The organism is Candidatus Rhodoluna planktonica, assembly GCF_001854225.1.
GTDB lineage: Bacteria > Actinomycetota > Actinomycetes > Actinomycetales > Microbacteriaceae > Rhodoluna > Rhodoluna planktonica.
The window spans coordinates 636,835-661,691 of sequence record NZ_CP015208.1; the positions used below are offsets into that span (position 1 = coordinate 636,835).

At 50.9% G+C, this 24,857-nt stretch carries 20 protein-coding genes; 10 read left to right on the forward strand and 10 right to left on the reverse strand.

All coding sequences use genetic code 11. The features are described 5' to 3' along the window. Positions 1-2,976 (forward strand): bifunctional [glutamine synthetase] adenylyltransferase/[glutamine synthetase]-adenylyl-L-tyrosine phosphorylase, encoded by a 2,976-nt coding sequence (locus A4Z71_RS03200; protein WP_070954506.1) that lies wholly within the window; start codon positions 1-3, stop codon positions 2,974-2,976. Positions 2,977-3,238: 262 nt separating this feature from the next. Here the strand turns inward: A4Z71_RS03200 and glnA are convergent, their stop codons facing one another. Beyond that, entirely contained in the window at positions 3,239-4,663 is a 1,425-nt protein-coding gene (gene glnA, locus A4Z71_RS03205; RefSeq protein WP_070954507.1) for a type I glutamate--ammonia ligase, read from the reverse strand. A gap of 128 nt (positions 4,664-4,791) precedes the next feature. Here glnA and A4Z71_RS03210 point away from each other — a divergent pair, with 128 nt between their 5' ends. Then, the gene (locus A4Z71_RS03210) at positions 4,792-5,184 is read left to right on the forward strand and encodes an RDD family protein (protein ID WP_070954508.1); all 393 of its coding nucleotides are present in this window, start codon (positions 4,792-4,794) and stop codon (positions 5,182-5,184) included. Here the strand turns inward: A4Z71_RS03210 and A4Z71_RS03215 are convergent, their stop codons facing one another. Genes A4Z71_RS03215 through lipB form a run of 3 tightly spaced genes read right to left on the reverse strand, consistent with a single transcriptional unit; the run spans position 5,185 to position 7,502 of the window. After that, a complete protein-coding gene (locus tag A4Z71_RS03215; protein WP_070954509.1) occupies positions 5,185-5,868 on the reverse strand; it encodes a DUF4191 domain-containing protein in 684 nt (227 codons plus the stop codon). It lies immediately after the preceding gene. Positions 5,869-5,877: 9 nt separating this feature from the next. After that, complete coding sequence (gene lipA, locus A4Z71_RS03220) at positions 5,878-6,867, reverse strand: lipoyl synthase (RefSeq protein WP_070954510.1); 990 nt, start codon at positions 6,865-6,867, stop codon at positions 5,878-5,880. Then, complete coding sequence (lipB, locus tag A4Z71_RS03225; protein ID WP_070954511.1) at positions 6,864-7,502, reverse strand: lipoyl(octanoyl) transferase LipB; 639 nt, start codon at positions 7,500-7,502, stop codon at positions 6,864-6,866. Before lipB ends, lipA begins: the two co-directional genes overlap by 4 nt. A gap of 82 nt (positions 7,503-7,584) precedes the next feature. Between lipB and A4Z71_RS03230 the strand changes: the two genes are divergently transcribed. Then, positions 7,585-8,010 (forward strand): hypothetical protein, encoded by a 426-nt coding sequence (locus A4Z71_RS03230; protein WP_145943898.1) that lies wholly within the window; start codon positions 7,585-7,587, stop codon positions 8,008-8,010. Position 8,011: 1 nt separating this feature from the next. Here the strand turns inward: A4Z71_RS03230 and sucB are convergent, their stop codons facing one another. Genes sucB through A4Z71_RS03245 form a run of 3 tightly spaced genes read right to left on the reverse strand, consistent with a single transcriptional unit; the run spans position 8,012 to position 12,217 of the window. After that, positions 8,012-9,361, reverse strand: a complete 1,350-nt coding sequence (gene sucB, locus A4Z71_RS03235) for a 2-oxoglutarate dehydrogenase, E2 component, dihydrolipoamide succinyltransferase (RefSeq protein ID WP_070954513.1) — start codon at positions 9,359-9,361, stop codon at positions 8,012-8,014. Positions 9,362-9,379: 18 nt separating this feature from the next. Next, positions 9,380-10,756, reverse strand: coding sequence for a dihydrolipoyl dehydrogenase (gene lpdA / locus A4Z71_RS03240; protein WP_070954514.1), 1,377 nt, complete (start codon positions 10,754-10,756; stop codon positions 9,380-9,382). A 33-nt stretch (positions 10,757-10,789) separates the two neighbouring features. Continuing rightward, complete coding sequence (locus tag A4Z71_RS03245; RefSeq protein ID WP_070954515.1) at positions 10,790-12,217, reverse strand: leucyl aminopeptidase; 1,428 nt, start codon at positions 12,215-12,217, stop codon at positions 10,790-10,792. Positions 12,218-12,251: 34 nt separating this feature from the next. Between A4Z71_RS03245 and A4Z71_RS03250 the strand changes: the two genes are divergently transcribed. Further along, positions 12,252-13,157, forward strand: coding sequence for a proteasome assembly chaperone family protein (locus A4Z71_RS03250; protein ID WP_070954516.1), 906 nt, complete (start codon positions 12,252-12,254; stop codon positions 13,155-13,157). On the opposite strand, the gene A4Z71_RS03255 is transcribed toward A4Z71_RS03250, so the two are convergent. Continuing rightward, positions 13,129-13,956, reverse strand: coding sequence for an SDR family NAD(P)-dependent oxidoreductase (locus tag A4Z71_RS03255; protein WP_070954517.1), 828 nt, complete (start codon positions 13,954-13,956; stop codon positions 13,129-13,131). The two genes, A4Z71_RS03250 and A4Z71_RS03255, sit on opposite strands and share 29 nt — an antisense overlap. A 26-nt stretch (positions 13,957-13,982) precedes the next feature. Between A4Z71_RS03255 and A4Z71_RS03260 the strand changes: the two genes are divergently transcribed. The 4 genes from A4Z71_RS03260 to A4Z71_RS03275 all read left to right on the forward strand — a co-directional run bounded on the left by A4Z71_RS03260 (position 13,983) and on the right by A4Z71_RS03275 (position 18,882). Next, positions 13,983-15,260: an MFS transporter gene (locus tag A4Z71_RS03260; protein WP_084028401.1), complete on the forward strand. Its 1,278-nt coding sequence runs from the start codon at positions 13,983-13,985 to the stop codon at positions 15,258-15,260. Positions 15,261-15,377: 117 nt separating this feature from the next. Next, entirely contained in the window at positions 15,378-17,036 is a 1,659-nt protein-coding gene (locus tag A4Z71_RS03265) for an RNA polymerase sigma factor (protein ID WP_084028402.1), read from the forward strand. Next, positions 17,036-18,304 (forward strand): Mur ligase family protein, encoded by a 1,269-nt coding sequence (locus tag A4Z71_RS03270; RefSeq protein ID WP_070954519.1) that lies wholly within the window; start codon positions 17,036-17,038, stop codon positions 18,302-18,304. Before A4Z71_RS03265 ends, A4Z71_RS03270 begins: the two co-directional genes overlap by 1 nt. 29 nt (positions 18,305-18,333) lie before the next feature. Continuing rightward, positions 18,334-18,882, forward strand: a complete 549-nt coding sequence (locus A4Z71_RS03275; RefSeq protein WP_070954520.1) for a hypothetical protein — start codon at positions 18,334-18,336, stop codon at positions 18,880-18,882. Here A4Z71_RS03275 and A4Z71_RS07170 read toward each other — a convergent pair. Then, positions 18,868-19,080, reverse strand: coding sequence for a DUF7455 domain-containing protein (locus A4Z71_RS07170; protein WP_084028403.1), 213 nt, complete (start codon positions 19,078-19,080; stop codon positions 18,868-18,870). The two genes, A4Z71_RS03275 and A4Z71_RS07170, sit on opposite strands and share 15 nt — an antisense overlap. 114 nt (positions 19,081-19,194) lie before the next feature. On the opposite strand from A4Z71_RS07170, the gene A4Z71_RS03280 reads away from it, so the two are divergent. Then, positions 19,195-21,276 (forward strand): DNA gyrase/topoisomerase IV subunit B, encoded by a 2,082-nt coding sequence (locus A4Z71_RS03280; protein WP_070954521.1) that lies wholly within the window; start codon positions 19,195-19,197, stop codon positions 21,274-21,276. A gap of 69 nt (positions 21,277-21,345) precedes the next feature. On the opposite strand, the gene A4Z71_RS03285 is transcribed toward A4Z71_RS03280, so the two are convergent. Further along, the gene (locus A4Z71_RS03285; protein ID WP_070954522.1) at positions 21,346-23,730 is read right to left on the reverse strand and encodes a DNA gyrase/topoisomerase IV subunit A; all 2,385 of its coding nucleotides are present in this window, start codon (positions 23,728-23,730) and stop codon (positions 21,346-21,348) included. Positions 23,731-23,811: 81 nt separating this feature from the next. Here A4Z71_RS03285 and A4Z71_RS03290 point away from each other — a divergent pair, with 81 nt between their 5' ends. Next, positions 23,812-24,840 carry an alkaline phosphatase family protein gene (locus A4Z71_RS03290; RefSeq protein ID WP_158512776.1) on the forward strand — a complete coding sequence of 343 codons (1,029 nt, stop codon included), beginning with the start codon at positions 23,812-23,814 and terminating at the stop codon, positions 24,838-24,840. Positions 24,841-24,857: the final 17 nt, after the last annotated feature.

Consider the following 24,857-nt stretch of genomic DNA (forward strand, 5'->3'; position numbering starts at 1 on the left):
ATGTCGCAATTAGAGCGTCCTGCTTCGCTTTCGAGTCTCGCCAAGTATGGTTTTGCAAACCTATCGCAGGCGATGGCGAACCTTGACGAGTTGCTTGCGCTGATTGGTGATCCGGCCAGACCATTTCTGGCAACTTTGGCAAAAGTTCAAGATCCCGACCAGGCCTTGAGTGCAACAGTTCGCTTAGCAAGGCAAGACAGCAGTTCCCTCAAAAAACTGCTTAGGCGCGATGAGAGCGCTCGAAGATTGGCCTTGCTTGCTGGTGCCTCGATTTCGCTAATTGAGTTTGTGGAGACGCATCCCTCGTCTTTGTCGATTTTTGATGAATCACCGGTAATGCCAAAAACCCAAGATCAGTATCAGCACATATTCTTGGAGGCACTTCCTCAAGAGTGGCCAGATGTGGCAGAGGCCTGGCGAGCCTTGCGCATCGCATATCGACAAGAGTTGCTAAGAATCGCAATTTTTGATCTGACTTCAGACTCGGTTACCGATGTGCTGCCGCTGGTCGCCACGGCGCTGTCCGACATTGCCGGTGCAGCGCTGGATGCAGCCATTTCAATAGCGCGAGTCGAACTTACTGCATCGAAAGAATTTGGAACGTTTACGGTCGATGAACTCTCATCGACTCGATTCGCCGTGATCGCAATGGGCAAGTGTGGCGCTAGAGAGCTTAATTACATCAGCGATGTCGATGTCATTTTTGTTGCTGAGTCTGGAAGTGATGATCTAGGCAACTCTCGAGCAATTGAGGTAGCTACAAAAATAGCAACTCGCATGATGCGAGCAATTGACGGCGTTTGCATTGAGCCAGGATTGTGGCAGGTTGATGCCAACTTAAGGCCGGAGGGTAAGTCCGGTGCCCTGGTTCGAACTTTAGAATCGCACGTTGCTTACTATCAAAAATGGGCTGAAAGCTGGGAGTTTCAAGCTCTGCTAAAGGCCCGTCCAGTGGCTGGCGATCGCGACTTAGGTCAGAGATACGTCGCTGAGCTATCGCCTATGGTTTGGCAGTCGACTGAACGGGAAAACTTTGTTGAATCCGTTCAGAAAATGCGCGAGCGAGTGACCGCCAACATTCCCGCTGGCGAACTAGACAGACAAATAAAGCTCGGGCCCGGAGGGCTTCGAGACGTCGAATTTACCGTGCAACTGCTGCAATTAGTTCACGGCCGAACTGATGAAACGGTTCGAGTAAGAGACACTGTCTCCGCGATTCGTGCGTTAGCAACCGCGGGTTACATTGGGCGTTCAGATGCCTCCACCTTCGAGCAGCACTATAAGTTCTTACGAACTCTGGAACACCGAATCCAAATGTCTCAAATGCGCAGAACGCACTTGCTACCGCAAAACGAGGAAGCGGTGCGAGCCCTAGCCAGAGCATTCGATGTCACTTTTTCAGCGCAAGATTTGCTGGCTGCGTGGAACCAAATCAAGCTCGAGGTTAGGGCACTGCACCAAAGAATCTTTTATCGACCTCTGCTGTCTGCGGTCGCAAAACTCGATCCAGATGCTTTCGCCCTAAGTTCTGACCAGATTCAGGATCGCCTTCGGGCAATTGGTTTTGTTGATCCCAAATCAGCGCAGCAGCACATTGCCGCACTTACTTCCGGGTTAAGCCGTCGCGCTGACATTCAACGTCAGTTGCTGCCGGTGCTTATCCAATGGTTTGCTCAGGGTGCTGACCCGGATAGCGCTTTACTCAGTTTCAGACGGCTCAGTGAAGACCTCGGTGACTCTCCGTGGTATCTGCGGATGTTGCGTGACTCATCCGGGGCAGCCGAAAAAATGACTCAGGTTTTGGCAAATTCTAAATTGGCCACCGCTCTGTTTGAGAAGATTCCTGAGGCCGCATCCTGGTTTGAACGTGCCGAAGACTTGCAACCGACAAGTACACAAGATCTCGAGGCCGAGATAGACGCGATTAGCAGCCGACACGATGATTTCGAGGTGGCGGCATCCCTGATAAGAAGCCTGCGGCGCCGAGAGACACTTAGAATTGCGATTGGCTCTGTTCTTGGCGAGCTTGACCTTTCGGCCGCGCAGAAAGGTCTGAGCGACCTCACAAGCGCATATTTGCATGGCATGTTGCGTCTCGCCGAGGAAGCTGTCGGCACGGGTGAAAAGATCGCCGTGGCAATTGTTGCTATGGGTCGTTTCGGTGGTGAGGAGCTTGGTTTTGGCTCAGATGCAGATGTGATGTTTGTCTATCGAGCACTTGAAAATTCAGAAAGCCAAAATAATCAAAAGTTAGCTGAGCAAGTTGTATCGACGCTGCGAAAGTTAGTCCAAGACCCCGTTCTCGAGTTTGATTTGGACATTGACTTGCGACCGGAAGGCAAGAACGGGCCAATTATTCGTTCAATTACCTCATACGCGAGCTATTACGAGCGCTGGTCTGACAGTTGGGAAGCTCAGGCTTTGCTAAGAGCCAGACTCATCACGGATGACACCGAACTTCGGGTTGAGTTTCTGGCCCTCATCGAGAAGTATCGCTACCCAAGCACAGTTTCTGAAGAGGCAATTATTCAGATTCGCCGCCTCAAGGCCCGAATGGAAACCGAGAGGTTGCCTCAGGGGGCCGATCCAAAGCGTCACATGAAACTCGGTCGCGGCGGGCTATCCGACGTTGAGTGGGTGATTCAATTGCTACAACTGCGACATGGATCGCAATTTCAGAATTTGCGAACGCCAAACACACTCCTGGCCTTGGACGCGGCAGTTGAGTCTAAGCTCGTGGCTGAACACGATGCTCGCGTGCTTAGCGAGGCTTGGGTTTTTGTCTCCCGGTGTCGTTCTGCCATGACACTTTGGTCAAATAAACCAGCGGATGTGCTTCCTCACGATCGGAAGCAACTTGATGGAATAGCCAGAATCCTTGGCTACTCGGCTAGTTCGGCATCCGCTCTCGAGCAGGATTACCTGGCGGTGACCCGGCGAGCCCGCTCGGTATTTGAGCGACTGTTCTACGAATAGAAAAGGGCCACCTTGCGGTGACCCTTTTCAACTTCTAACTAAACGCCGAAGTGTGAAAAAGGGCCACCTTGCGGTGACCCTTTTCAACTTCTAACTAAACGCCGAAGTGTGAAAAAGGGCCACCTTGCGGTGACCCTTTTCAACTTCTAACTAAACGCCGAAGTGTGAAAAAGGGCCACCTTGCGGTGACCCTTTTCAACTTCTAACTAAACGCCGAAGTGTGAAAAAGGGCCACCTTGCGGTGACCCTTTTCAACTTCTAACTAAACGCCGAAGTAGAGTTCGAACTCGTATGGGTGAGGACGAAGGGCAATTGGCTGGATTTCCTTGGTGCGCTTGTAGTCAATCCAGGTTTCGATTAGATCCTTAGTGAATACGTCGCCCTGAAGAAGGTAGTCGTGATCTGCTTCAAGAGCCTTGAGGCAGTCCTCCAAGTTTCCAGGAACCTGAGGAATCAACTTTGCCTCTTCCGGTGGCAGCTCGTACAGATCTTTGTCGACAGGCGCGTGTGGCTCAATACGGTTCTTGATGCCATCAAGACCTGCCATCAACATTGCGGCGAAAGCCAGATAAGGGTTTGCCGATGCATCCGGTGCACGGAACTCAATGCGCTTCGCCTTTGGGTTGGTGCCGGTCATTGGGATACGAATTGCAGCCGAGCGGTTTCCAGCCGAGTAGACCAGGTTAACTGGAGCCTCGAAGCCTGGAACCAAACGGTGGAAAGAGTTTACCGATGGGTTGGTGAACGCCAACAGCGATGGTGCGTGTTTCAAAATTCCACCGATGTACCAGCGAGCGATATCTGATAGACCGCCGTAGCCGTTTTCGTCATAGAAAAGAGGCTTTCCCTCTTTCCAGAGTGACATGTGAACGTGCATACCCGAACCGTTGTCGCCAAATAGTGGCTTTGGCATAAAGGTTGCGGTCTTACCCCAGCGCTCAGCAACATTCTTGACGATGTACTTGAACTTCAGGATGTCATCAGCTGATGAGAGCAGAGTGTCGAACTTGTAGTTGATCTCGCCCTGACCAGCTGTACCAACTTCGTGGTGGCTGCGCTCTACCTCTAGGCCTACAGCTAAAAGTTCTGCAACGATGTCGTCGCGCATGTCAGCATGCTTGTCAACTGGTGTTACTGGGAAGTAGCCGCCTTTGTATGGGGTTTTGTTCGCTAGGTTACCGCCGATTTCTTCGCGGCCGCTGTTCCAAGCAGCTTCATCCGAGTCGATGAAGTGCATAGAACTGTTCTGCTTGTACTCATAGCGAACATCATCGAAAATGAAGAACTCGGCCTCAGGCGCAAAGAATGCGGTGTCGGCGATGCCGGTAGTAGCAAGGTAAGCCTGAGCCTTCTTTGCAGTCTGTCGGGGGTCGCGACCGTAAATCTCACCATTGCGAGGGTTGTATACGTCGAAAATCATCACCAAAGTCTTTTGAGCACGGAAAGCATCGATGTAAGCGGTGGTGACATCTGGAATCAACTGCATGTCCGATTCGTTGATGGAGGCGAAACCTCGGATCGAAGAACCATCAAAGAGTTGACCGTTGACAAAAAAATCTTCGTCAATCATTGACGCCGGAAGGTTGAAGTGCTGCTGAACACCAGGTAGGTCGGTGAAGCGAACATCTAGGAACTTAACATCGTTTTCCTTGATGTATTGGACTACCTCAGAGGCGGTCTTAAACATGTGGATTCCCTTCGGAAGATTGATATTTTGCGGCGCACCCTCGAGCCACCTCTAGTTTAGTGAAGTCAATGTTGCGTGCATTCGACTTAATGTTTCCGGCATGTAAATCTTTGAAATAGGGTGGTCACATGACAGAGACTAATTGGGCCGGTAAGGATCTAGGATTACCTGCGAGCGGCCCAGGATCGTTAGCGAAGATGCCAACTCGCATCGCGGCCATTTTGATTGACTGGTTAAGTTGCCTGCTTGTCTCCGCCGCATTCTTTGCGAGCGATAACGCAGCCACTTTAGTGATTTTCTTAGCTACCCAAAGTGTTTTTATTGCGACAGCAAACGGCTCGCTTGGGCATAAACTTTTGCGTCTGCGGGTAATCAAAATTGGTCATCGGCAAGTTGGCTTTTCCGCAGCAGCCATCAGATCTCTGCTTCTGATTTTGGTTTTACCGGTGGTCATAGTCGACAACAACAACCGCGGACTCCATGACCGCGCGGCAAAAACTGCGCTGGTAAAGACCAGGTAGCTATCTTCTCGGAGCGCGGAACTTCTTAGGGTCAATACCCTTTGGAATCGGCAAGCTAGATCCGATAGCGTCGAGACGCTTTCTTACCACGGCAACTTCGGCACGATTCAACTGTTTCTTTAGTTTGTAAATCTCTTTTGTTAGTCGGTGCAGCTCAACACCGTCGCCAGTGGCGAAGATGGTGTGCACTGGTACCCCAGGAGCAATTCTCGCAATCTTCTTTTTCTCATCCTCGACCAGGCTCTTGACGCGAGTGCTGGCAGGTGCCTCGCCGATTAGAACAATGCCGGCCTGACCAACTGTTCGATAAACGGCATCATGAGTCTTGGGGTTTACCGCCACCGGCATTTCAGAAGACGTGTAGTTTTTGCGAAGCGAGCTGGAGAGGACTGCTCCAACTGCTCCCGGCTGCCCTTCGATCTGGCTGTAAGCCACCTGCTCGGCTCGTCGAGACATGACAATTAGAGCGGCCAAGATACCTGTGATCGAACCAGAGATGATAAACAGCGTGTTACTGAAAACATTGCCCCCGCCAAAGAATGCAGCAAGGGAAATTCCAAAGCCAACACCCAAGGCCAGCGCTAAAAGAGCCCAGGCCAAGGAGGCCTTGTCTTTTTTGATTGTTAACTTGTAGACGCTGAGAAGTTGACGAACTCTGCCTGGGGTACCTTTGCTTTTAGCCATTTGAAAATTCTATCGAACAGCTTGGGCAAAACCCTTGCTGATGGCGGCATCGGCAAGATGTTGCAAGGCCTCGGGAATCTCGGAACCTTTCTTCATCATCGACTCCGCCCAAAGCCGACCGGCTCGATACGAGGAACGGACTAGCGGTCCGGAAAGAACTCCTAAGAAACCGATCTCTTCGGCTTCCTGCTGCATCTCCACGAACTCCTGAGGCTTTACCCAGCGCTCGACCGGATGGTGCAGGGGAGAGGGTCGCAAATACTGGGTGATGGTGATGATGTCCGTACCGGCAGAGTATAAGTCCCTCAGAGCCTGGGAGATCTCTTCCCTAGTTTCACCCATTCCAAGAATTAGGTTTGATTTGGTGACTAGGCCGTAGTTCCTTGCCTGCGTGATTACATCCAGGCTGCGCTCGTATTTGAATGCCGGGCGAATTTGCTTGAAGATTCTTGGCACAGTCTCGACATTGTGGGCAAAGACCTCAGGCTTCGCGTCAAAGACTTTTTTTAACAGTTCCGGATTGCCACTGAAATCTGGAACCAAGATCTCGACTCCGGTGCTTGGGTTTTTCTTGTGTATTTGCTTGATGGTTTCGGCATAGAGCCAAGCACCCTCATCGGGTAAGTCATCGCGGGCAACTCCGGTTACGGTCGCATAGCGCAGATTCATTTCGCGAACCGAATTGGCAACGCGTCTTGGTTCGTCTGGGTCAAACGCAGCCGGCTTGCCGGTGTCTATTTGGCAGAAGTCGCAACGACGAGTGCACTGTGAACCGCCAATAAGAAAAGTTGCCTCACGGTCTTCCCAGCATTCAAAAATGTTTGGACAACCAGCCTCTTGGCACACCGTGTGCAGTGAATCGTTTTTTACTTTTTCGCGAATGGCTAAATACTCGGGCCCCATCTTCGCGGTTGCTTTAATCCACTCAGGTTTCTTTTCAATCGGCACTGCAGCGTTGCGGGCTTCAATGCGGAGAAGACGCTTAGATGTGTCCGTCAAATCTTTTTCCTTGGAGTTATTTCTTTCAGTCTAAGTCTTATTTTTTCTGCGGCCATCTCCGGAGTTACCTCCGAGCCGAGTAGTGCGGTAAGGGTGGAAGTTCGTGCGTCGCGGATTCCACAAGCGATGATGGTTTCGTAGGGTTCAAGGCTGTTATTGCAATTGAGTGCGAACCCGTGCATCGTGGTTTTTTCGGCAACGCGGATGCCAATTGCGGCAACCTTCACCGTTTCATAACCGACGTTTACCCAAACGCCACTGCGTCCCTCGACTCTTTCCGCCGTGATTCCGAAATCGGCGATCACATCGATAAGAACACCTTCGAGCCATCGAACGTAACCGACAACATCGATTGGTTCCGGAAGTTTCATGATTGGATAACCAACCAATTGGCCAGGCCCATGCCAGGTAATTTTTCCACCACGATCAACATCAATTACGTCAGTGCCGTCCTGGGGGCGTTCACTGTCTTCAGTTCGCTTTCCAGCTGTGTATACGGGGGTGTGCTCTAGAAGAATTACGGTGTCCGGACGCGAACCGGAAACTACTTCTGCGTGGATTTTACGTTGCAAATCCCAGCCATCTGTATAGGAGACGAAGTTGGGGGATAAGCCAGCGGTAAGAAATTCGGGCACAAAAAGAGTCTAAGTCTCTTTCCACAGTTTTGCCCTTTCGAATAGAAACTATGGGCCGCAAGAGCAAACTTGTTGAATGGTTATGTCTCTGAAAGAACAGTTGCTATTTCGACCACATGCCAGCTATCGAAAGTTGCAGAAGCCCGACAAAATAAATTCAACGCGCATGAAAGTGGCTAAGGCATCCGCGCTTGGGATTGCTGTCGTTGCTGCCGTTGTCAGTTTTCAAAGCTTGTCGATGCAAAGCTCGCTGCGCGGTTCGTCCAACGCGAGCAGCGCCCCGATTGACACCGCGGATGACTGTGTGGCAGACCCCCAATTAACATCAACACAAATTCGAGAATTAGTGTCTGGCGGTGATCAAATTGGTGGGCTGGTCTCAGCACTGGCAGAAGTCAGTTGTGGTGACTCGGTGGTTGCTTACCGAATGCTCATCAATGCTGCGGTCGAACCTCCAGAAATAGTTAGGGTCGACCAGCAAGCGCTGGCCGACCCTAATCTCAACTGAACTAGATGCCCAAATTGCCGCTGAAATTCGCTTCTTCAAGTCGAGTTTTTACGTCCACCAAGAAACGAGATGCATCGGCACCATCGACCAATCGGTGGTCGTAAGAAAGGGCAAGGTACACCATGCTGCGAATCGCGATTGAGTCATGTCCGTCGGCGTCGGTAATTACCACCGGACGCTTAGTGACGACACCGGTTCCAAGAATTGCTACTTGAGGTAAGAAGACCACAGGAGTGTCAAATAACGCTCCTCTAGAGCCGGTGTTAGTCAGTGTGAAAGTCCCGCCGCCTAGTTCATCAGGCTTTAGCTGGTTGGCACGGGTTCGTGCAGCCTTGTCAGCAATTTGCTGCGCAATTTCAGCAATGTTCAAGGTGCTCGCATCGCGGATAACCGGAGTCAGTAGTCCTCGTTCGGTGTCTACTGCAAATGAGATGTTCTCGGTACCGTGATAGACGATGTTTTCACCATCGATGCTTGCGTTTAGTTTTGGATGCGCCCGCAAAGCTTCTGCGGCGGCAAGTGCAAAGAACGGCATGAAGTTTAGCTTGGTGCCGGTCTTGGCAACGAACTGTTCTTGAACACGCTTTCTTAGGTCGGCAATCTTGGTTACATCTACTTCAACCACGGTTGTAAGTTGTGCAGTTGACACCATGCTTGCCACGGCACGTTCTGCAAGAACTTTACGCAGACGAGACATTGATTCTGTGGTGCCTCGCAAAGGTGAGTCCTGGGCTGGCTGGAGAGCAACTGCAGCGGGTGCGACCGTTGAAATAGAGCTAGTTGCAGCTAGAACGTCATCCTTGCGGATTCGACCGCCCACTCCGCTACCGGTAATGGTGGTTAGATCAATGCCTGTCTCGCTGGCAAGCTTTCTAACCAGAGGGGTCACGTAAGTTGGGTCAACCGAAACAGATTTGGTTGCTGTCACGCTCGGGCTGGCTACCGGGGCTGCCGGTGCGGCAACAACTGGAACACTCGGAACAACCGGTGTTTCAACAACCGGTGCGACCGGGCTGGTCTCAACTACCGGAGTCGGCTCAACTACTGGGGCTGCCACAGGCTCTGGCTGCGAAACCACTGGCTCAGCAACCGGAGCTGCCGGCGCCTCGGCCGCAGCGCCATCACCAATGATTACTAGGACCGCGCCCACTGCAACGGTTTCATCTTCTTGAACCAGGATTTGTTGAATCACTCCGGCAACCGGCGATGGAATCTCGGTGTCAACTTTGTCTGTCGACACTTCAACCAGTGGCTCATCTACCGCCACGGTATCGCCAACTTTTTTGAGCCAGCGGGTCACGGTGCCTTCGGTGACGCTTTCACCGAGTGCTGGTAGTAAAACTTCGCTCATTATTTTCCTCAAGCCTGTTTATGCGTGTGCGTGCAATGGTTTTCCGGCTAACGCAAGGTGCGCTTCGCCAATTGCCTCATTCATAGTTGGGTGTGCGTGAACAAGGCTAGCAACATCTTCAGGATATGCCTCCCAGTTCACAATTAGTTGCGCCTCGCCGATTTGCTCGCCGACTCGTGAACCGATCATGTGGACACCGACGACCGGGCCATTGTTTTTACGAATAAGTTTGATGAATCCGGCAGTGCCCAAGATCTGGCTCTTACCATTGCCACCAAGGTTGTATTCATAGACCGATACATTGTCGGTACCGTGAATTTCGCGTGCTTTTGCTTCGGTTAGCCCCACTGAGGCGATTTCCGGCTCGCAGTAAGTAACCTTTGGAATACCGTTTTCATCAATTGCAACCGGGTTCAGTCCGGCAATTTCCTCCGCAATGAAGATTCCCTGCTGGAATCCTCGGTGTGCCAACTGGAGGCCAGGTACAATGTCGCCCGCTGCGTAAACACCGGGGATGTTGGTCTGCAAGCGCTCGTTAGTGAGAACATAACCGCGATCCATCGCGATACCCTGCTCTTCGTAACCCATGTTTGCAGTGTTTGGGCCGCGTCCGACGGCCACCAACATTAGGTCAGCTTCAAACTTTTCCCCGTTTTCAAGAGTGGCGATTACGCCCTCGGAGTGCTGCTCGGCTCCGGCAAAGCGAACGCCGGTCTTGAACTCGATACCACGCTTGCGGAAGGCACGCTCTAGAGCCTTACTTACCGAAGGATCCTCATTAGGAACCAAATTCGGCAAACCTTCGATGATGGTCACCTCAGTGCCGAATGAACGCCAAATCGACGCGAATTCAACGCCAATGACGCCACCACCCAAAACGATTGCTCGTTTCGGAACAAAATTCAGTTGCAGTGCAGACTCTGAAGTGATGACTCGACCACCGATTTCTAGGCCGGGCAGAGACTTACTGTAAGAACCCGAAGCAAGAACGATGTTTGTTCCGGTGTAGTTGTCACCGTTAACCGAAATGGTTTTTGGCCCGACCAAGCGGCCCTCACCAGCAACAACGGTGATGTTTTTCGCTGCAACTAGACCGCTTAGGCCCTTGAAGAGTCGATCCACGATGGAGTCGCGGTACTGGTTGACAACAGTCATGTCAATCGAGCCCAGGGTAGCCGAGATTCCGAAGTGGGCCGCGTCACGAACATTGTCTGCTATTTCTGCAGAGTGCAGCAGTGCTTTAGTTGGGATACAACCTCTGTGTAGACAGGTGCCACCAAGTTTGTCTTTTTCGATAAGGGCGACGGTTTTACCAAGCTGTGCAGAGCGAAGAGCGGCTGCGTAGCCACCACTTCCACCACCTAAAATTACGACGTCGAAGTTGTGGTCGGCCACGGGATCTCCTTGCTAATAGACACTTAAACTTTACTACCGGTTATTTGTTGAAATTCTCGCCGCTAAAGAAATAAGGGTTCGAATCATGACACCGGTTGCACCCTTGCCGGTGACACCGAATGCAGCACCAGAGTTATTTGCTGTCCCCGCTATGTCAAGGTGAACCCACGGTATCTGTTCACCGGTTTTCTTGCTGATTCCCACAAATTCCTTCAGGAAAATGGCGCCGATTAGCATGCCGCCAGCGCGGTTGCCAATTTTCACGTTGGCAATGTCAGCAATCTCCGAATCGAGCAATTCACGCAACTCCCGCGGCATAGGCATGCCCCAGACCAGCTCTTCGTTTTCGGCAGACGCATCAAGAATCTGCATGATAGCTTCATCCGAACCCATCGCTCCGGTGTACCTGTTTCCCAAAGCAATTGTTGCCGCACCGGTAAGGGTAGCGACATCGACTATGAGATCGGGCTGTTCTTCGCTGGCTAAAACCAAACCATCGGCCAGCACCAGACGGCCCTCGGCATCGGTGTTTAGCACTTCGATGGTTTTTCCATTGCGGGCGGTAATCACGTCATTTGGTCTAGTCGAGTTTGGACCCGGCATGTTTTCAGCCAAACACATGTACGCAGTGACATTTACCTTAAGTTTCAGTTCGGCAATCGCGGAAATGGCAGCAAGTACGGTTGCTGCACCGGTCATGTCGTATTTCATGCCAACCATCGATTCGGCTGGCTTTAGTGAGAGACCACCAGTATCAAAGGTGATTCCTTTTCCGACCAGCGCCAATTTTCCGGTCGCGCCTGAAGGTCGGTAGCTGATTTTCACCAGGCGAGGCTCCCGAATCGAGCCTTGACCGACGGCCAGAATGCCACCGCAACGCTCTTTAGCAAGACGCTTCGTATCCCAAACCTCAACTTTTAGGCCCAATTTGCCTGCCCAATTCTTAGCCTCGGTGGCCAGTAATTCTGGGTACATGTGATTGGCCGGAGTGTTGACTAAGTCCTTAGCCTTGGCAACGGCTGCGGCCTTAATCTGCAATTCAGCAAATTTGAGTTCCTTTGAGCTGAATTGAGTCACGAACATAATTTTTTGAGTCAGGTTTTTGGCCCGCTTGTATTGGGCGAATTCATAAGTGCCTAGAAGTAGCCCGAGAATTATGTTTCTAGAACTCTCCAGGTTTGCATCGGTATCAACTATCGCTTCAGTCTTATCTGAAATTGCCTTGGCGGCATCAGCGCCTAATTGAAGCCACGACTTCTCTGGAGTTTCATCCGACACAAAAATGGTCAGGCTGTTTCCCTTGGGTGTGGTTATCTTGTCGGCTGCCTTCGATTTGCCGAGTTTTTCTCTGATCGGATTTGGCACCCAACTTGGGATGGCTTCACTTGATGGGTTTCCGAGGATCAATGCTCCGGAAAAGTCGTCGGGGCGCTTGGTAATAAATTCAATTTTCACAGCCATATGGCAATGCTAATAGTTTGTTTAGGATTGACGTGTGGACAGTAGATTATTCAAATTGCAGGGCCATTTCGCAGAGATTCCTCTAGGTTTACCCCTGGTCTGCAATCTGAATGGCTTCACCGACGCTGGCGGCACCTCTAGCCAGCTTTCTCAACATCTATTTACCAACTTGCAGCACGAGTTAGTAGCAACTTTTCTTAATGACGAGCTTCTCGATTACCGTTCACGTCGACCATTGATGTACTTCGATAAAGACCACATCGCCGATTACGACGCCCCTGAACTCGCTCTCTATTTGGTCGAGGATGACGCCAACCAAAAATTTCTCCTGTTGAACGGTTACGAGCCTGATTTCCGCTGGGAAGAATTCACCGACGAGCTCGTCAATCTGGCAAAACAACTAGAAATTTCTGGCGTTACTTGGGTACACTCAATCCCTTTCCCAACTCCGCACACTCGACCATTGGGCATGACGGTCTCGGGTAACCGCGTTGAGATGATTGATCAATTTTCAGAGTGGAAACCACAAACCCAGGTTCCAGGAAATGTTTTGCACCTACTCGAATACAAGGCTAGCCAGGCAGAAATCGATGTAGTTGGCTTCGTCCTATTAGTTCCTCACTACCTTTCAGAATCTGATTTTCCGCTAACGGCACTCACCGCTGTCGAACAAATTATGGCGACTACCGGTTTGGTTATTCCGAGCGATGATCTGCGTGCCCAAAATAATGAATTTGCAGCGAAACTTAATGCCCAGGTAGCAGAGAGCGAAGATCTTCAAAAGATGGTTCAGGCTCTAGAAAATGGATATGGAAGCGAAAAAATGGGGCCAATTCGGGCTCCTATTCGCAGGCCAGAAACCCGCATCCCAGATGCCGAGGAGATCGCCATTGAGCTTGAGGAGTTCCTCGCTAAAAAGAACTTAGAGGCGGAAGATTAAATCCAGCATTTTCGATAAGGCTTCTGGTTTCTAGGTAAATTGCCTCGCGGTCTACCTGCTCAAACCAATTGGGCATTTCAATTTTTGTTCCCGCGCCCCAAATTTCAAGTAGTCTCGGCGCGAAATAATCACCATTTTGACCTTGTAGCGCGGCATCAATGATTGGTCTTGCCCCAGATTTCGCACTTTGTGCAAATACTCGCTCTATGTGCTTAAGCCACCACGGACCGTAGTTTTTTGCGCGCGTGAAACCAGGATGGGCGGCAGCTGTAGTTTGTGCCGAGCCACGAATGATTGGCCGATTCAACAGGTTGAGCGCTTTTGAATTTGCGTAGGCAATGCTTGGTGAGGTTAGCGTTTTAGCCAAATCCAGAGTTGGTGGCTGACGTTTCGCAACGATGGATGAGACATTAACCAAAATAGAGTCCGAAATGCTTCTGCTTTTCAGTGAATGACTGATTAGAAAATTGGCCAGGTAATTTACTCCGAAGTGCCATTCAAATCCCTGTGAAGTTAGGCGAAGTGGGCTTTCAATCTTTGCGCCGGCATTGGTGAGCAGCACATCGAAACCGTCAAAATGATTGTTAATTCGATTGGAAGTATCCAAAACCGAGTTCAAATCACCGAAGTCTGTTTCGAAGAAAAAGACCTTTCCTGGCCAGAGACCAGCAAGCGAAGTCCCGGCATCTCGGTCACGACCCGTGAAAATAACGGTCGCATCTCTCTCAGCGAACGCAGCGACGCATTCACGGCCGATACCATTAGTTCCACCGGTAATAATTACCGTTCGATTTTTCATTTGGTGGCCCTTTGAATAGATCTAGATTGCGACTCATTTTAGGAGTTGCAACTCTTGCATACTTTGCTGCAGTAGTTAACCGAAGCAGTATGGGCGTCGCATCTTTGGATGCCGCCGAGCGATTCCAAGTCTCAGCGGCAGACCTTAGTCTGCTTACCGTTGTGCAGTTAGCAACGTACGCACTTTTTCAAATTCCAGTCGGTTTAGTTCTCGACCGAGTTGGCTCCAAATTCACAATTTCTCTCGGTGTTGCCGCAATTGGCCTTGGTCAACTTCTGGTTGGCTATACCGACATGCTGTTTCTCGCCTTGGTCGGCCGAATTGCCGTGGGTTTTGGTGATGCTTTTGTATTCATTTCAATGCTGCGCCTGGTCAATGGTTGGATTCATGGACCAAAGGCCACAAAGATTCAGCAACTGCTTACCAACTTGGGGCAGTTGGGCCAGATATTTTCTGCCATTCCTTTTGTCGGGTTGCTGCACAACATCGGTTGGAATGCTGCCTTCTGGGTGATTGGTTTTTTCAGTTTGGCTGTTTCGCTTGTCGTGATCACGCTCATTCAAGATCCGGTCAATCACGAAAGACCCGAGACAATCCGCCACGCTTTTGCCGGGCTTCGGCAATCAGTCCGGCAACCCGTTGTGCGTATGGCTTTCTGGGTTCATTACAGCCTGCAGAGCGCCGCATCCGTTTTCATCTTGTTATGGGGATACCCCTACCTCGTTGTCGGACAGCGTGTTGATCCCGCTCTAGCAAGTCTTCTTCTTGGATCATTCGTTATCGCAGGATTCTTGACCGGTCCGATTGTTGCTCAGCTGTGCACCCGCTTCCCGCTGCGAAGATCCAATTTAGTATTTGCCTTTGGCGGCTTTGCAATTTTCGCCTGGGCACTCGTGCTGTCCTTTCCAGCCCCAGCGCCAATTTGGGTGGTCATTTTGTTGGTTATTGCCTTGGCTATGGCTGGTCCGGCATCAATGATTGCCTTTGACTTGACTCGCAGTTCAGTAGATTTTTCAAAACTTGGATCTGCCAATGGATTTGTTAACATCGGTGGTTTTCTTGCGACTTTCTGCATGATGTACGCAAGTGGTTTGGTTGTAGATCTCTACACGGGAGGCTCAAGATTTGGCCTGGGAATCAACCCTGAAGCTTTCCGGCTGGCGATGTTAGTTCCTCTGGTCAACTTATTGTTCGGACTAAGCATGGTTGCCCTAGAGCGCAGAAAATCTCGAGCCGTACTGGCCGCGCAAGGAATCAGGGTTTCTCCGCTTTTGTCAGCGGCGAAAAACAAATTGTGGAAATAAATGCGAAATGCGTTTTGTTGACCATTTTCGTGCCATAATTAGGCACTAAGACCCAGTCAAGGAGCAACTTGACATGGGTCTTCAATCTGCCCGGAATTTGGGCACAAAGGGGACAGCATGGCCAAGTCAGAGGAACAGGGCGCCAAGAAGCGCGGTTTTTTTGCGAACCTGCTGCACCCGCAGGAAAAGACTTCGGGGGAAGTTTCGAGCAACAAGAAAGAATCTAGAGAAATTTCTACTTCAGCAATCGCGTCAAACCCGAAAGTTAACAAGACTGCAAAGGCTTCAACGAAGACGGAGGCTAAGCCTGCCATCAAAGAAGCCAAGCCTGCTGCAAAGGCCGTGAAGCAGTCTCAAGAGACTGTCACAAAACCTAAGTCGGCAAAGGCCGCAGCGCCCGCATCGGCAAAAGCTACCAAAAGCACTGAGGCGAAGGCAGCCAAGGGCACTGAGGCGAAAGTTAAGGCTGCAAAACCCGAATCTAAGGTTGAACCCAAAGTCTCCGAAAAGGCAAAGGTTGCTAAGGCTTCTGCCAAGCCTGAGGTTTCTGACTTTGTCGAAGAGGCTGTTGTTGAAAGCCCGGCTACAGCTGCAAAGAAAACCACCGCAAAGGCAAAGCCTGCAAAAGCCGCAAAGCTTCCAAAAGGTTTAGAAGAGGATGAGGAAGAGCTCGACGAAGAAGAGCTCGGCTCGGTAGAAGAAATTGTCGCCGAGGCAACGTCATCCGTTGATTTAGCGACCGAAGAAGATTCGCTCGAAGACGAAACTGAAGACGAAGAGAAGATAGTCGTCCCTGAGGGTGCGTTGGTTCTATCCAACCGCGAGGAAGACGATATCCCGGCCATCACCACCACCATTACCGGTGCTACTGCAGACCCCGTCAAGGATTACCTCAAGCAGATCGGTAAAGTCGCACTGCTCAATGCTGAACTAGAAGTTGAGTTGGCAAAGCGAATCGAGGCCGGTCTTTTTGCTGAGGAGAAGCTGGCAACGTCGAAGAACCTCACTCGCGAAATGGAACGCGATTTAAAGTGGGTTGTTAAAGATGGCCAGCGTGCGAAGAGTCACCTCCTAGAGGCGAACCTGCGTTTGGTTGTCTCGTTGGCTAAGCGCTATACCGGCCGCGGAATGCAATTCCTAGACCTCATCCAAGAGGGAAATCTGGGCCTCATCCGCGCAGTTGAAAAGTTTGACTACACCAAGGGCTACAAGTTCTCAACGTACGCAACCTGGTGGATTCGTCAGGCGATTACACGTGCCATGGCAGACCAGGCGAGAACGATTCGTATTCCAGTTCACATGGTTGAGGTAATTAACAAACTTGCTAGAGTTCAGCGCCAGCTTCTCCAAGATCTCGGAAGAGAGCCGACTCCTGAAGAGCTCGCTCGCGAACTAGACATGACTCCCGAGAAGGTTGTCGAGGTTCAGAAGTACGGAAGAGAACCAATTTCGCTTTCGACTCGGCTTGGTGAAGATGGCGATAGCGAATTTGGCGACCTGATTGAAGACACTGAAGCGGTTGTTCCGGCTGATGCGGTAGGTTTCACAATGCTTCAGCGAGAATTAGAGCGAATCCTCGACTCCTTGCATCCTCGAGAAGCCGGCGTAATCAGAAGCCGATTCGGTCTTGGCGATGGTGTTCAGAAAACTCTTGATCAAATTGGTGAAGAATTCGGCGTTACTCGCGAGCGCATTCGACAAATAGAGTCAAAGACGATGTCTAAATTGCGTCACCCTTCCCGATCACAGATGCTTAGAGACTATCTAGACAACTAATGCGTTATCTGCCGGCCCTCCTTATTGGGCGTCTGCTGCGTGCTCTGGTGCGCATGGTCAGGCCGGGTGGCGGTTCGGCACTGCCAGGACTGGTGCTTTCTAAAATTGCCCCCGGTGTTTTGAAGCGGGCTTTGTCTGCGTTTCCACAAGGTATTTACCTGGTCTCCGGTTCAGCAGGAAAATCGACGACCACCAAAATGTTGGTTGCCATTCTTCGGGAACACGGTTTGAGTGTATTCACGAATCCATCTACAGCAAACATCAACCAGGGCTTCTACTCGACCTTGATTCAGTTAGGTTCGCTGACCGGCAGGCTTCCGGGTGAAGTCGCCGTACTCGAGGTTGACGAGGGCCACGCGCTAACCATTGCAAAATTGGTGAAGCCAAAAGGTGTTGTAATCCTGAACGTAACCGAGGATCAGTTAGACCGATTCGTCGATCCGAGTTTAGTTAGAGACAAGCTGACTGACCTTGCTCAGGAAGCCACAGATTTTGTCGCTCTCAACGCGAGTGATCAAAACATGCTCATTTTGGCTGGATCAATTCAACTGCAGCCAACCTGGTTCTCAATTGATCACTCGCTTCGTGTTCTCAGTGAGATTGGTTTAGGGTATGCGCCAACCTATTTAGATGCTCTAGATGAGCCAGTTACCGAAAACCTTGTCGTTGGAATGGATGGACGCAAAACGATTGTTTCGTTGGGCTCCGAGCGCGTCGAATTCAACTTGCCGAACCGTGGCGTTCACTTCGCCATTGATGCGGTTGCCGCACTAACCGGCGCGAAGAAAATTCTGCAATCTAGGTTTGATCCGACAGTGGCCGAAAAGTGTCTAAACCAACTGCCTCCAGTTTTCGCGAGGGGAGAGCTGCGCGAGGTGAGAGGACAGTTAGTCGAATTCAATCTGGTTCAAAATCCGCCAAGTTTTCAACTAAACCTCGACTACTTACCAGATGATGCTGACTGCATTTTTGTCGGTATTGGCCGTGATGTTCACGATCCAAGTTGGTTGTGGACTGTCGATACTGAGAAGTTGGATCATGTAGCGATGGTCGCAGGTTACAACGCAGCCGAAATTACCCTCAAACTTCGAGCTGGCGGCTCAATCATCGACGAAGTTGTATATGACCTGGAAGAAGCAATCGAGAAGTATTTTGAGCTACCGGTTCCACCCGTTGGTTACAAGACAGTGATTTTTTCCGCAGATGTTATGCGTCGCATGCGCCGCTACCTTGGTCTAACAAATCCTGAGGATGTGAGCCGCATTTGAAAAAGCTAGTCAGGTTTCTTCCCAGCCACTTGAATTTGAACGGCGATGCAGCCAACTGTGACGCGATAAGTTTTTACCTTAACAAATCGGGGATAGGTTCAACTGTCGTCGATTACCGCCTCGGCCAAACCTGGAGTCCTGACGCTGACTTTATTGTGGTCGGACACGGATCAATGGCCGCTTGGAATTCACTAACCGATCTCAAGCCAGTGATTGCAAAATTCTTGCTGGCAGCTCGTGATAACGGGGCGTTAGTGCTTCTGGTAAGCAGCGCAATCAGTGAACTGGCTGATTCGCTTGGACTGCATGTGCAGTTTGCCGAAATTGAAAGGCAATCGAAGTTCACACACACCGAGTTTGAAAACCAGAAAATCGTTGGCTATCTAAACAGCGATCGCAACCTGCCGCTCTTTGAGCGTCAAAATGGCTTTTGGCTAACGTCACTCCATGGGCCCCTGGTCGCAAAAAATCCTCAACTTTTGGAAACTTGGTTTTCAACTGTTGCCGTTTTGGACGATCAGCTTCAGGATGCTGTGAACAGTGCCAGAGACTTGGCTATAGCTTTAGCGGATGAGTAATTTTGCACTCTCGTCATGCCAAGATTTTGCGATGGGCGAGAGTTCTGCCTTTCGCTCGTTAGCATGATGCGCGCAGAAAAACAGTTCACCGGTCGAAAGCTCTACGTGAACAAATGCCTGTGCGCCACAGAGATCGCATCTGTCTGCTGCTGTCAATGACTTCGAAGGCTGCTCAACTGCTTGGGTTAAATTCTCCACATGACTATTTGAACACGAGGATTTAGAAAACAGGCGCCAATTTCGCTAACTGCGAAGTCATAAGTTTTCGTGTCTATTAACTTGGCTCAAGGTCGACAGGCTTAGAGTTTGAAGGTGCCAAACTCCGATTACTCAGCCCGCCATCTTTCCGTTTTAGAAGGTCTTGAAGCTGTTCGCAAGCGTCCTGGTATGTACATCGGTTCCACCGACTCTCGCGGACTGATGCACTGCCTCTGGGAAATCATCGACAACTCAGTCGATGAGGCTTTGGCTGGCCACGGTAGCGAGATTAGCGTAGTTCTGCACTCGGATGGATCCGTCGAGGTGCGCGATTTGGCCCGTGGTATTCCCGTTGATGTCGAGCCCAAAACAGGTCTAACCGGTGTTGAGGTTGTTTTCACGAAATTGCACGCCGGCGGAAAGTTTGGCTCTGGTTCTTACGCTGCATCTGGTGGCCTGCACGGCGTGGGCGCATCCGTCGTAAATGCGCTTTCAGAACGACTAGATGTTCAAGTCGATCGCGATGGCAAAACCTACTCGATGTCTTTCCGTCGTGGCGAGCCAGGAGTCTTTGATGATTCAAAAGGCATCGCACCTACGAATGCTTTTGAGCCTTTTGAGAATGAATCGAAGCTGATCGTCTTAGGCAAGGCAGCCAAGGGTGTCTCTGGCACCAGAGTGCGCTACTGGGCTGATCCGCAAATTTTTATCAAAGACGCCAATTTTGTCTTGAATGAATTACTCGAGCGAGCGCGTCAAACAGCGTTTCTCGTACCCGGACTCGCAATCAAGATTTCTGACAACCGCGGGGAGTCGGCCGAAGAGTACAGTTTCAAATTTGATGGCGGAATCAGCGAGTTCGCTGACTATCTAGCTCCGGATGCTGCCATCACTCCGACCTGGCGGGTTACCGGCAGCGGCACGTTTACGGAAACGGTTCCGGTTTTGGACGAATCAGGCAACATGGTCTCGCGCGAGGTTGACCGGGTCTGTGAAGTCGATCTCGCCATTCGGTGGGGTGCGGGTTACGACACAACCGTAAAGAGCTTTGTAAACATCATTGCAACACCAAAAGGCGGAACCCATCTTCTTGGTTTCGAGCAAAGCTTGTTGAAGGTGATCAGGTCAGAAGTGGAGGCCAATTCACGAAAGCTGAAGGCTGGTAGTGAAAAAGTCGAAAAGGATGACGCCACCGCTGGCCTCACTGCTGTAATCACCGTCCGCCTCGCCGAGCCGCAATTCGAGGGACAGACAAAAGAAATTCTCGGAACACCAGCAGTGAAAAACATCGTGGCTAGCGTGTTGGCCAAATCTCTCACTGAGAAGTTCCAGAGCTCTAAGCGTGAAGATAAGCAGGCAACTGCCGTCCTGCTCGAAAAAGTAGTTTCCGAGATGAAGGGCCGAATTTCGGCGCGAGCACAGAAAGAAACGCAGCGCCGAAAAAATGCACTAGAGACCAGCTCGCTACCTACCAAACTTGTGGATTGTCGAACCCAAGATACTGAGTCAAGTGAGCTTTTCATCGTCGAGGGTGATTCTGCGCTGGGCACTGCAAAACTGGCTCGAAATTCTGAATTCCAGGCTCTGCTCCCAATTCGGGGCAAGATTCTAAACGTACAAAAAGCATCTGTTGCCGACATGCTATCCAACGCTGAATGCGCGTCCATCATCCAAGTCATCGGTGCCGGTTCGGGGCGCACCTTTGATCTGTCTTTAGCTCGCTACGGCAAAGTCATCCTGATGTCGGATGCCGATGTGGATGGCGCACACATTAGAACTCTGCTGCTGACCCTGTTCTTCAAATACATGAGGCCCCTGGTTGAAGCGGGACGAGTATTTGCCGCGGTTCCACCGCTACATCGGGTTGAAGTAGTTAATTCCGGGTCAAAGGCTAACGAGGTGATTTACACCTACAGCCAGACAGAACTGGACGCACTTCTTCTTCGCTTAGGCAAGTCAGGAAAGCGCTATAAGGAACCGATTCAGCGATATAAAGGCCTTGGCGAGATGGACGCAGACCAGTTAGCTGAGACCACAATGGATGTCGGACAGCGAATGCTGCGCAGAGTGCGTGTCGAGGATGCAGCGGCCGCTGAGACTACCTTTGAGTTGCTGATGGGTAATGACGTAGCACCTAGAAAAGACTTCATCGTCGAGTCTGCAGACTCTTTCGAGCGCGACCGAATAGACGCGTAAACGTCAAGCGGTTACGTTTTCATTGAGCTGGTTATTTCCCTTGTTGCCAACTCTCTCGTACAAGATTTTCTAATAACTGCAACTTGCTAATGGCGAAGACAGTTTTTGGCCCGATGCATCGCGTTTGGCAGTCGGGATGCTAACAGAAATTTTCCTGCCGGTTTCATCGAACAAAACCGACTCTTCGCTAAGTTGAGCCGCGAAGTAGAGCCGGTCTTCCCCCTTTAGAAGTTTTTGACTTCGGACACCTCCGGTAGCGCGTCCTTTGCGAGGGAATTCGGCTAACGGTGTTTGTTTAGCCGAACCTGGGTCGGTACCAGGCAGTGCGGCGTCCGAACAGGCGGCAGAAACTAGAGAGCTATCTGGCTTAACCGAATCAAAGTAAATGACTTCATCATTTTCCGAGAGGCCGATTCCAGCCATTCCGCCTGCCGGTCTACCTTGCGGACGAACGCTTGCGGCCGGGAAAATCAGCGTTTGGGTGTCTTTGGTTGTGAAAATAAGCTCGGCATCATCGCCCGCTCGTGCGACGCCAACGACGGCATCGCCCTCTTTGAGTGAAATTATTTCGAACTCGTGCTTATCGGGGAATTCAGGGAGCACTCGCTTCACAACACCCTGCTTGGTTCCGATGGCAATTGCTGTTGATGTGTCGTTCAGGTCAATTAGCGAAACAAATTTTGCGCTAATTCCCAGAAAATCATTTACCTTAGGTGCCGAGTTAAGCTGATTCTCGTTTGCGAACTCGGGGATGTCTGCAGCGTGAATACGAATCACCGATCCATCCGAAGCCGCAAAGCCCAAATCTGATCGAGTAGTCGTTGATACTTGGGCCAAATAGCGGCCCGATAAGTCGTTGGAGTTGGCTAGTCGAGCGATCTGACCTGCTGCTGTCAAAACTATTGAGCAAGGCTCATCGGAAAGCTCTGCGGATGATGCCGACTTCAGAGCAGATGCCATACTCTGAACGACGACTTGACCATCCTGAATTGCCGATCTTCTCTCATCACCGTAGGTTTTCGCTACCTCTCGCAACTCATCGGCAACGAGTGATCGCAATTTAGAGTCGTCAGCCAAAATTGCCCGGAGTTCTGCAATTTCTGCTTTGAGTTGGCTCTGCTCAGTTTCCAGTTCGATACGAGAAAATTTAGTTAGTCGACGAAGTTTTAGTTCAAGGATGTACTCGGCCTGAATCTCGGAGAGGTCGAAGATCTGCATCAACCGCTCGCGTGCCGCGGCAACCTCATCGCTGGTGCGAATTACCTGGATGACCTCGTCAATGCTTTCGATGGCGACTAGAAGACCCTCAACCAGATGCAAGCGGGCAGTGCGCTTACCGAGTCGATTCGAACTTCGACGTCGAACGACCAGTACGCGATGCGCTAGGTATACGCCCAAGAGATCCCTCAGGCCAAGCGACTCTGGTCGACCATTGACCAGCGCAACGGCGTTGATTGCAAACGATTCCTCCATCGGCGTGAACTTGTACAGCAGCTCTAGAACGACATTCGGATCGAAACCAGTTTTTAACTCAATAACCAATTTCATGCCATTAGCCCGATCGGTTAGGTCAGTTACCGCCGAGATGCCGACAATTCTTTTGCTGTTGACGCCGTCTTTGATCTTTTCTATTACTTTTTCTGGACCGACCAGATAGGGAAGAGCAGAAACAACGATTCCGAGCTTTCTTGGTCCCACCGTCTCAACGGTTGTTTTGGCTCGCATCTTGAAGCTTCCACGACCGCTTGCGTATGCATCTCTAATGCCGTCAATGCCCAAAATTGTTGCTCCGGTCGGCAAATCTGGTCCGGGGATGAAATCCATCAGGTCATCCAGCGTCGCTTCAGGATGATCAAGCAAGTGGATTGCTCCGGCAATGACTTCACGCAGATTGTGTGGTGCCATGTTTGTGGCCATACCAACCGCGATACCAGCGGAACCGTTGACTAAAAGATTCGGAAATGCCGCAGGTAAAACTTCGGGCTCGGAGAGCTGGGCGTCGTAATTGGGTTTAAAGTCGACTACATTCTCATCCAAACTCTCGTTCATAACCAGAGCAAGCGGGGCCAAACGAGCTTCCGTGTAGCGCGCAGCTGCTGGGCCATCGTCCAGGCTGCCAAAGTTTCCATGTCCGTCAATGAGGGGATAGCGGAGCGAAAAATCCTGGGCCATGCGCACCAGCGCGTCATAGATTGCGCTGTCGCCGTGCGGATGCAATTTACCCATGACTTCGCCTGTTACTCGGGCAGACTTGACGTGTCCTCGATCTGGCCGAAGGCCCATTTCGCCCATTTGGTAAATGATTCTTCGGTGGACTGGTTTTAGACCGTCTCTGGCGTCAGGCAACGCACGTGCGTAAATAACCGAATACGAGTATTCAAGAAACGAATCCTTCATCTCCATCGAAACGTCGATGTCTTGGATTTTCTCGCTGGCTGAAATTATCTCGCTCATTTATTCTCTGTCTAGGTGGGTCATGGCAGACTAAGTTCGATGCTACCTAGCCTGCCGAAATCTCTTGGGAATCTGACCACCGTGTTTGATTCCATGCAACGGGCTATCCGAGGCGAGCAAAACCGATTGAACCTGCCGAGAGTTTCATCGGCAATTTTGGTTTTGGTTGACGGTCTCGGCCTGGTTAATCTTTCGGAGCGGAAAGCTCACGCCAAAGAATTGTTCTCGGCTGATACTTCTTCAAAACTCTATTCTTCACTGCCTTCCACCACTACGGTTTCTTTAGCAGGCATGGCAGCCGGAGGATCACCGGTCGATCATGGTGTTTTGGGCTACAGCGCGTTTGATCGTCAATCTGAAGCGGTGATCAGCTTTCTAAAAATTTCGCCCGAGGATGCCAGGCGACACAGGCTGCAGTGGAAACAAAATCCGGGGATTTCGGTCACTTCTGTCGGCCCAACAGCCTATGCCGCTTCGGGTTTTACTGAACTGACCTTTGGTGCTGAGGACTATCGGGGTGCAAATAAACTGAGCGATCGCTTCGACACTGCACTTCAAGCAGCTTCGTCGGGGAGCAGTTTGGTCTACCTATATGTTCCGGAACTTGACCAAATAGGCCACCGATATGGTTGGTTATCGCAAAAATGGGTTCAAGCGCTTGAGGATTTGAATCTCGAATTCAGGCGCGCAGACCAGATAGCCCGAAAAAATCGGATTGGTATTTTTCTAACCGCCGATCATGGCATGGTCGATGTTCCCGAATCAGGTCACATCGAGATTGCGAACCACTTTCCGACCGCAATTGCCGTTACCGGTGATCCGCGATGTCGGTTTATTTACCTCGAAGACACCTGGGACTCTGTCGACATGCCAACTGAACTTGAGTCGTTTGGTTTCTTGGTTTCTTACGCGGATTTCGCCAGTGCGGCTTACGGAGCGATCCCGGTAGGTAGCCTCAAGCCAGATTTAGTGCTTTTAGCCAAAGAGGGATTCGCGTTCTATGACCGAAGATTTAGCGAGCCCAAGAGCAGATTGATTGTCGGACAGCATGGCTCTGTTTCGAATGCAGAACTTCGAGTTCCGGCAGTTGTCGCAGGCGGGTTCCGTTAGCCGGAACGAGATTGCGC